We start from the raw sequence: 6,636 nt of genomic DNA, 5'->3' as shown, positions 1-6,636 counted from the left end.
CTTGACTATGCTGTATCGCTCGACGGACTGCCGCTGTCGTCGTGGCGCTCCCGTGGTGAACCTGGCCCATAGTGCTTCCTTCCATTCCGATGAAAAGATTGCACCATCAAAACCCGGGACCAAACATCTAGTTGAGGCCCTGTCGGGATAGCCCGTCACGGGTGCGAACTCCTGCCCCTTCCTTGCTGTCATGCGATCGCAGGGAAGGGAACAGAACAAGGGCGCTTTCCATGGTTTCACAGCCGACGGCAGTGGTGCGCCGTGAACCGTGCGGACGCCCTCAAAAATCGAGACGAGCGCTCAGCGTCGCAGTACGGGGCGCTCCCGGGAAGAGGCCGCGATTGCCACGGCTTACCCAGTATTGCACGTTGCCTATGTTCTGCGTGCCCGCTCTCAGCGTCAGCTTGTGCCGCCCAAGATGGGTCCAGTAACTCGCACCGACATTGCCGACGATATAGGAGGGCAGCCGGAACGTGTTGGCAGCATCGAGCCAGCTTGACGATACGTAATTGAACCCGGCGCTGAAGACGAAATTTCTGATGAAAGGGAGAGCATAATCCGCGCTGAAGGCTGCCTGAAACGGCGCGACGGCCTCAAGTCTGTGCCCTTTGTACCCCGCAGCCGCTTTGACGTAGCGTGCGTCAAGATAAGTCAGGCTGCCGCCGATCGTCAGGTCGCGAGTGACCTGCCATCCCGCTGACGCTTCGACACCCTGATAGCGCGACAGACCATCCTGGACATAATAGTTCTGCGCATTGGTGTACGCAGCGCCCGTATCGAGCCTGTAAACCGCCAGGGTGCCGCTCCAGTGTCTCCTTTGCAGTTTCAGCCCCAGTTCATATTCCTGGCTGCGGATCGGTCCGAATACCTGCATGTAATTGACATTGGTCGTGCCAGCCTGACCACCACTTTGCATCGATTCGACATAGCTGAAATAGAGATTTACCCCGGCATCGGGCTTGTACGAGAGAGAGACGACTGGTGTCACCGGGTTATTCCGGTGTAACGCGCTGACACTGCCTGAAGGCAGGAAATCATTCTCGTGATAGTCGGTGTAGCGCCCGCCAGCCATCAGCGACCAACGATGCCAACTAATCGTGTCAGTCCAGTAAGGCGCAAGCTGCATGTAATCGACATAGCGATAGAGCTTCGGATCATAGGCGGTGGCATTGGTCAGTCCCGGCCGGTCGACGTGGATATTGCCATATTCCTTGAGCGTTCCCGTGCCAGAGGCGGCATCGGCGTCAAAGAGCTGTCGCAACCACGTGAGACCGAAGCTGACCTCATGACGCAAGGGACCGGTCATGAAATGCCCGTTCAATCCAGCATTGACCTGATGGTACGTAAGAACCCGTGTCTGCTGAAAACTCTGGTTGTAGTAATCGCCAGTGGGGCTGGTAAACGTTACCTGATTTGACGGAAAACGCTCATCGAGATGGGTGTACCCGTAGACAACTGAAGCCGTCCAGTCCTGCACGATATCCCAGTCAAATCCGGTACTGAACCTTTTGAGGTCGTTCGTTTTCCACGAATTGGCAGCACCAAAGGGGGCGCGACCGCTGATTGTCTCAAGCGACGTCAACGTGTTGGAGACTGCAACGCCGTTCACCATGCCCTTTTGCAAGGTGTTCATGTAAAAGCTCTCGAAATGCCAGTGCAGGCTATCAGAAAGCTGGATGCGTGTCGTGAATGACAAAGAGAGATTGCGCACAAAGCTCTGATTGTACTGGTCGCCCACTTCGCTGCCGAAGGAGAAACGTGTCTCTACGCGATGGGCGTCATCCAACGATCCGCCAATATCGAGCATCTGCCTGAGTACGGCATCAGACCTGTATCCTGCCTCCGCGGCGATCTGACGATCTTCGACCGGGGCTTTGAGCTGGTAATCGAGCACGCCGCCCGGCGAGCCGAACCCATACATGAAGGCCGAGGCGCCCTTGACCAGTTGCAGCCGGTCGATATTGGCAAGCGGGATGTCGATGTACCAGTACGGAATTGCCAGTCCATCGATCTTGTAGCCATTCGTCCAGTCGAGATTCAGCCCGCGAACGCGAAAACTCGACCCGGAAGCTGTGGACCCCCCATTCGAATTTTCCTGTATCCCTGGCTCGTAACGAAACACATCGTTGATATCCGCAGCTTGCAGTTTCTGTATCTGCGCAGCGGAAACAGAGGCGATCGAAAAGGGCGTATCGAGTTCTGAGCGGGTCCCCAGAATGCCGAGTGATACTTTTCCTGCCAGTCTGGGTGCGCGTGCGTTTGCGTGTACTGTCACGGTCTCCGGTGTTTGGGGGGAAAGGCCAGGAGGCTTTCCTTGCGCCTGAGGACCGGCCCGCACGGGGCGGTTCGTTGCGTGTTGGGGGGTGTTATGCGTCCCGGTCTTATCCTTACTCTTCACGGGGGTCGTGGTCGCATGGGCAAGGGCTGTGGTGCAGAGCGCGAGGCCCATGGCAGACACCGCCATGCGTGTATGGAGCAAGGATGCTGCCGTATAGACAGAGCGTTTAGCCATGGGAAAGCGATGCCTCCTCTCTCGAGACGCGTTCCCTGACGAGTGGTATCAATTCCCTGCCGTAGGTCTCTGCATCCGCCAGCGGATCGAAACCCCGTATCAGGAAAGTCCCGATCCCAATGCGATGATAGGCCAGCATCGCCTCTGCAACCTGTTCGGCGGTGCCGACGAGGGACGTCGAGTTCCATCGCCCGCCCGTGACCCTCGCCACCCCCGTCCAGAGACGGGCATCATGACGATCAACACCCGAGAACAAGGCCTGAAGGCGGCGGGATCCGGCATTACTGGGCAGGTTATTGCCGGAAATCGCGGCTCCGGCAGTGTCGAGCCCGCTTTGCGAGCTCTCAAGCGTGGCTTTCTGCCGTGCAATGATCTGCGCTTCTATGTCATGCGCGCGTTCCCAGGCCTGCCGTTCCGTCTCGCCAATGATCGGTCTGAACGAGATTGAAAACCGGGGCCTGCGCCCATGCCTCGCTGCGCTTGCGGATACACGATCAACCAACTCCCTGGTCCCGGCCAGAGACTCTCCCCAGAGCGCATAGGCGTCGGCATGCCGTCCTGCTACCGCAATGGCCTCGTCAGACGCTCCGCCGAAATAGATCGGGATCGTTTTGGCTTTATAGGGGCGTACTTCTGGAGAGGCGTCCTCGATATCGTAATAGCGACCTTTGACCGTGAATGGCGCGGTCGAGGCCCATTCACGTGAGAGAACGGTCAGATATTCATCCGTACGGGCGTAACGCTCGGCCTTCGACAGATGGTCACCATCTGCCTTGAGCTCCCGATCGTTTCCACCCGTTATAATATGCACAGCGACACGGCCACGACTCAGATGATCGAGTGTCGCAAACTGTCTGGCGGCAAGGGTAGGGGCCGTGAAGCCTGGACGGTGGGCGATAAGCAGACCCAGTTTCGTGGTAACTGAAGCCGCATGTTGCGCGATTAACAGACTGTCTGGTGCGCTGGAATGAAAGGCAACGAGCGCCCGATCGAACCCCGCGCGCTCATGGAGCCGAGCCGTGTTCTCGATATAGGCCGGATCGACATCGGGACCTTTAGGAGAAATGATTTCGCTCTGCTCTCGAGCAGAGACATAGCCGATAAATTCGACAGACATAGGCGTTCCGTTATCTATTTTCCGATAACGAACTATCCCTCATCGGCGAGGTAATCAGGAACGATTACTATTCAATCATTACATGATCATTGTTCAAGTGCGCGAGCGGGCCAGCGCGAACACGTCTCCCATTCGCCAGTGTTCGTTGCGATACTGCGCGTCCTCAGCCCAGCTGCCCCAACCGGAGTCACGTCGATAATCGCCCGTTGCGACTTCGCCAGCGGTAAGGCCATGTGTGGCAGTGGCGTCGGGATGCACGAAAAGTGCATCCGTCTCACAGTAAAGCTCGCAGAGGAAGCAGGTCTGGCAGTTCTGTTGACGTGCGAGTACCGGCACACCGCCAGGACCGCTATCAAAAACATCCCTTGGGCAGATCGTCACGCACTCGCCGCAGGCTGTGCATTGCGCATCGAGAATGAGCTCGATCATGCAGGAACTACCTCCCTTCGGGACTGCACGTGCTCCAGCCCACTACTGATGACATGATAGGCGGGAACATCCGACGCTTTTGCGATCGCATCTTCACGGCGATGCATGCCGAGCGTCTCGGTACGCTCCAGAGCACTTGCTGTGCACCATCGCGCCACTGCGAGAAGGGCTTGCGTCTCGCGTCGCTGTTGCCGCTGCCGCCAGGAGCCTTCAGGCGCCGAATGAGTCAGACTGTCATGGCAATTCTCGAGTTCATTTCTCGCGGCTCTCAAACTCCCGGCGTTGCGGGAAAGTTGGCTTGGGGCATCGAGCATCACTGCCTGGATCTGCTTGCGTATGGTTTTCTCCTGTAAGTCAGACCTGTCTCGCCCATCGGAGCAAGCCTCATGATTGCTAAACGGTTCCAGCTCTCCGGTGCTGCTGTGTCCTTCAGCCAGAGCAGCCTCTGCAGCAAGGCAACCCGAACTGAGCGCCCATGCGGCATTGACGGCCCCACCGCCACTGATCGGACCGGTCACGCTTTCTCGCGAGGCAACATCACCTGTTGCATAGAGCCCCGGTACCCCGGTCTCCCAGTTTTCGCCTCTCAGTCTGACACCGCCTACGCCCCTGATTGTCCCCTCGCCAACGAGATCGATCCCAAAACGCTCCCGGAAGGGGTCTATCCCCTGACGACGAAAGGGAAGCATGACATTAGGTGAGATAAGTGGCAGTTGAGCGCGGACCCTTTCTGGAACTGCCGAGAGATCGCAAAGAACCCTGCCTCGAGAAAGGGCACGTGCCAGGCCAAGAAAGCTCTGGCCTTCGGCATCCGGTGCAATTTCCTGCCCTGCTTCGTCGAGATAGCGCGCAAAGCTGTAGATCATGGCGCGCGACATGGTGGTGTTGCGGGGCACGACGCTGAAAATGGATGAGAATTCCATTCCCGAAAATTGCGCACCTGCTTCCGCGGCCATCAGATGCCCATCACCCGTATTATTCGCCGCGCCGAGCAAGCGAGACTGAAAGGCGCAGCCTCCTGTTGCAAGAATGACAGAGCCAGCCCTTGCGCGGTAAGGCCCGTGCGCCCCCTGGACATGCGCGCCGTGAGCCCCTGCAACGCGCCCGGCCTTGTCACGCAACAGACCGAAAACCGGGGAGTGATCGAGGATCTGGACACCGACAGCGAGGCAATATGTACGAAGCGCCCTGAGATATTCCGGCCCTCTCAGGGCGTTGAGCCGGATCCGACCGCTGTCATCGGGCTCGTACTGATAATGACGGCCGATATCCGGCAGGGTCTGCCAGGTGCGGGCCATGATGCGGTGCATCCATCTCGCTTCGCCGAGCCCTTGCGCTTTATCGAGGCGGGCTTTTGCTGCGTCTTCTCGAGCGCCGGGGAGAGGGGGAACCCACCAATGACCGGGGCCCGCCGGTGCGGCGACGCCAGAAGTGCCGCAATACCCCTTTTCAAGCAGCAGCACACGAGCGCCGGCGCGCGCTGCTGTCAATGCGGCCCAGCAACCCGATAATCCGCCGCCAATGACGAGGATATCCGACCGATGGTGGTGGAACCCCCTCTCGTTCACGGGACGAAGCTACGGTCAAAAGCGTCATCAAGCTTCCGAGGCGGGTTAACGAGTTGCGCCTTACGGTAAGTAGCGATCACACGGGCTTCCTCCTTGACTGTCTCATCTGTGATTGGACCGGGAGCGGTGATCTGTTCCTGCGCCACCTTATTGGCGACCTCAGGGGGCAGGCCAGTTTGGCGTGAAAGCAGCGCGGCGAATTCCTGCGGATGAGCGCCCCCCCAGCCATAGGCCTGCGTGATGCGCCTGAGGAAAACTGCTATCTGCGGGTGTTTGTCGGTGATGGCTTGCGTGCTCGCGACCATGAAGCCGTTATTGGGCATGACATTCTGACCGTCTGCCACAACGCGCGCGCCGGTCTGGGCGGCGGCGAGCGTCACATAGGGCTCCCAGGTTGCCCAGGCGTCGACCGCACCGGAATCGAGCGCCGATTTGGCCTGTGACGGTGGCAGAAAGACATAATCGGGGCGATTTCCTGCCGCGCTGTCGAAAAGACTGAGCGCCAGCAGGTGACCGATCGAACCACGCCCTGTCGCAATTTTCCGCCCCGCCAGATCGCTGAGGCTGTGCACCGGACTATGGGCTGGCACGATGATGGCGGTCATATGGCCACCGCCGCGTGGTGGCAGGAGCAGGACTGCGCGGGCCGGAATGCCGGCAGCCCAGGCAAAGAGATAGGGCCCGTCGCCTGCAATGCCCAGATCGACAGCCCCGGCACCCAGCGCCTGAAGGAGCGGGGCTGCAGCGTCGAACTCCACCCAGCGGATATCGAACCCGAGGTCCTTGTCAGCATGGGCTGCCTGAAGCAGAGCGCGCTGCATGCCCCGCTGATCGGCCACTACCAGGGTCTCGGCTTGCGCCGCGCATGATGTCGCCCCGACGATCAGGGCAGCGAACGCAGCTAAGCGATGCACGAGGCGAGGGTAGGGTCGCGCCGGAAAATGGCGAAGGGAAGGTCTTGCGACCCTGTGCACGAAGATCATGGGTCAGTCGTAGCGAAACCCCGGCGG

5 protein-coding genes are annotated in these 6,636 nt (G+C 59.2%); all 5 read right to left on the bottom strand.

What is annotated here, in order from left to right:
- Positions 1-280: 280 nt before the first annotated feature.
- The 5 genes from F3J08_RS11300 to F3J08_RS11280 all read right to left on the bottom strand — a co-directional run bounded on the left by F3J08_RS11300 (position 281) and on the right by F3J08_RS11280 (position 6,609).
- Entirely contained in the window at positions 281-2,512 is a 2,232-nt protein-coding gene (locus F3J08_RS11300) for a TonB-dependent siderophore receptor (protein WP_240149304.1), read from the bottom strand.
- Positions 2,505-3,629 (bottom strand): LLM class flavin-dependent oxidoreductase, encoded by a 1,125-nt coding sequence (locus F3J08_RS11295; RefSeq protein ID WP_166930019.1) that lies wholly within the window; start codon positions 3,627-3,629, stop codon positions 2,505-2,507. Before F3J08_RS11295 ends, F3J08_RS11300 begins: the two co-directional genes overlap by 8 nt.
- 93 nt (positions 3,630-3,722) lie before the next feature.
- The gene (locus F3J08_RS11290) at positions 3,723-4,058 is read right to left on the bottom strand and encodes a ferredoxin family protein (protein WP_166930017.1); all 336 of its coding nucleotides are present in this window, start codon (positions 4,056-4,058) and stop codon (positions 3,723-3,725) included.
- The gene (locus tag F3J08_RS17560) at positions 4,055-5,626 is read right to left on the bottom strand and encodes an FAD-dependent oxidoreductase (RefSeq protein ID WP_166930015.1); all 1,572 of its coding nucleotides are present in this window, start codon (positions 5,624-5,626) and stop codon (positions 4,055-4,057) included. The genes F3J08_RS11290 and F3J08_RS17560 overlap by 4 nt, the downstream gene beginning before the upstream one ends.
- The gene (locus F3J08_RS11280) at positions 5,623-6,609 is read right to left on the bottom strand and encodes an aliphatic sulfonate ABC transporter substrate-binding protein (protein WP_166930013.1); all 987 of its coding nucleotides are present in this window, start codon (positions 6,607-6,609) and stop codon (positions 5,623-5,625) included. Before F3J08_RS11280 ends, F3J08_RS17560 begins: the two co-directional genes overlap by 4 nt.
- Positions 6,610-6,636 lie beyond the last annotated feature (27 nt).

Source organism: Asaia sp. As-1742, from assembly GCF_011753235.1.
Lineage (GTDB): Bacteria > Pseudomonadota > Alphaproteobacteria > Acetobacterales > Acetobacteraceae > Asaia > Asaia bogorensis_B.
The sequence above is the reverse complement of the archived record's forward strand: the minus strand, read 5'-3'. Positions and strand labels throughout refer to the sequence as shown.

Excerpts from the sequence above, each read along its gene's own strand:
- F3J08_RS11300 (WP_240149304.1), bottom strand. The coding sequence starts at position 2,512 with ATGGCTAAACGCTCTGTCTATACGGCAGCATCCTTGCTCCATACACGC.
- F3J08_RS11295 (WP_166930019.1), bottom strand. The coding sequence starts at position 3,629 with ATGTCTGTCGAATTTATCGGCTATGTCTCTGCTCGAGAGCAGAGCGAA.
- F3J08_RS11290 (WP_166930017.1), bottom strand. The coding sequence starts at position 4,058 with ATGATCGAGCTCATTCTCGATGCGCAATGCACAGCCTGCGGCGAGTGC.
- F3J08_RS11280 (WP_166930013.1), bottom strand. The coding sequence starts at position 6,609 with ATGATCTTCGTGCACAGGGTCGCAAGACCTTCCCTTCGCCATTTTCCG.